The sequence below is a fragment of the Sphingomonas sp. STIS6.2 genome, assembly GCF_000732685.2.
Lineage (GTDB): Bacteria > Pseudomonadota > Alphaproteobacteria > Sphingomonadales > Sphingomonadaceae > Sphingomonas > Sphingomonas aerolata.
In genome coordinates this window covers 1-1599 of the sequence record NZ_JPDP02000145.1, presented here as the reverse complement: position 1 = coordinate 1599, position 1599 = coordinate 1, and the positions used below count along the sequence as shown (strand labels likewise).

Here is a 1599-nt window from a genome sequence, read left to right as displayed (position 1 = left end):
ACCGGCACCGTAGACAACCGTGACGAGGAAGTGATCCCGGTTGTCGAGGAGCAGCTGGTCGTCGGCAAGCGTGAGGTGGACCGTGGCGGTGTCCGCGTTCGTTCTTACGTTACCGAAACGCCGGTCCACGAGCAGATCCGCCTGCGCAACGAGCGCGTCAACGTCGAGCGCCGTCCGGTCGACCGCGAAGTCTCCGGGACCGACGCGTTTCGCGAGCGCACGATCGACATGACCGCGACTGGCGAAGAAGCCGTGGTTGGCAAGACTGCGCATGTGGTCGAGGAAGTGGTGGTTTCTAAGACCGCCGACGAGCGCGTCGAGCAGATCGACGATACCGTTCGTCGTACTGACGTTGAGGTCGATCGCGACGAAGGCGTCGACGCGGCGCGGGGCTCGACGTTCGGCACTCGCACCGACCGCTGAGTATGGAATGGGCCTCGCGCGCATCAGTACCGCGCGTGCGGCCCAACCATTTCGCGTTGCCAACGATAAGGTAGGAACAATCATGCAAGATCCGACGACCAGCGGAGTGCCCGGCGGTACTGCCGCATTTGCGCTGTCTTCCGACGACAGACAGGACGCGAATGCATCAGGTCCTGCCAGCGTTGAGACAAGTGAGGCAGCTCCTACCGCTACCGCTTCATCGCTTGCCAATCAGGCCAAGCAGACGTTGGTGAGCAAGCTGGACGACCAGAAGGGGACGGCTGCCAATTTCGTCGAGCAGCTGGCGCAGAGCGTTCAGAAGTCCGGCGAACAGTTCGAAGGTCAACAGGACTGGATTGCCAGCGCCATCGGCCGCGGGGCAGCCGAGTTGAATACGCTGGCAGGCTCGTTACGCGATAAGGATCTGGGCGAACTCACTCGTGAAGTTCAGTCCTTCGCCAGGCGGCAGCCAGCGCTCTTTATCGGTGCTACGCTGGTCGCCGGGTTTGCCGTTGCCCGGCTTGGCAAGATCGTGGCCGGCGACGTGTCGCGCGAGGACCTGCCGACGGTACCGGAGGTCGGACATGGCCGGGACTGAACCTCGTCCGGCTCCTAGCCTGGGAGATATCGCTGGCGGCCTGGCAGACGATGTGCAGGATCTCGTACGCGGTGAGCTCGCCCTCGCTCGTGCCGAGTTCGATCACAAGCTGCACAGTCTGATCGGTGGCGCGGTATCACTGGTGGGCGGGGCTCTGGTCGCATTTGCCGGCTTGGTCGTACTGCTGGAAGGCGGTGCAGCAGTGCTTGCTAGGTGGATACCGGCCTGGGCTGCACTGCTCATCGTCGGACTTGTGATTGTCCTGGTCGGCGGATTGATCGCACGCGCGGGGCTGACCCGGCTGTCGCTGAAGAACCTCACCCCCGATCGCACGGCCGCCAACCTCAAAAAGGACGGTCGCATCCTTAAGGAGCATCTCTAATGGCTGACGAAACGAACGACACCGATCAGATCGAACAGGATCTGGCCCAGACCCGTGCACGTATGGATCGTCGCCTTGATCAGCTTGGCGACCGGCTTGCGCCCAACCAGTTGGTGAACGACGCGCTTGCCCATGTAACGGGTGGCGACGGCGCCGACTTTGCCCAAACCCTGATCGCCAAGGCCAAAGCAAACCC

4 protein-coding genes are annotated in these 1599 nt (G+C 62.8%); all 4 read left to right on the top strand.

Features of this window, described 5'->3' with window-relative positions; genetic code table 11:
- The coding region (locus sphst_RS14585) for a YsnF/AvaK domain-containing protein (RefSeq protein WP_159043657.1) at positions 1–423 on the top strand (423 nt) is incomplete at its 5' end.
- A gap of 250 nt (positions 424–673) precedes the next feature.
- Positions 674–1021 carry a hypothetical protein gene (locus sphst_RS20700; protein ID WP_159043656.1) on the top strand — a complete coding sequence of 116 codons (348 nt, stop codon included), beginning with the start codon at positions 674–676 and terminating at the stop codon, positions 1019–1021.
- Positions 1008–1403, top strand: coding sequence for a phage holin family protein (locus sphst_RS14575; protein WP_107045746.1), 396 nt, complete (start codon positions 1008–1010; stop codon positions 1401–1403). Before sphst_RS20700 ends, sphst_RS14575 begins: the two co-directional genes overlap by 14 nt.
- A partial coding sequence (locus sphst_RS14570) for a DUF3618 domain-containing protein (RefSeq protein WP_159043655.1) occupies positions 1403–1599 on the top strand: 197 nt, incomplete at its 3' end. The genes sphst_RS14575 and sphst_RS14570, both read left to right, overlap by 1 nt.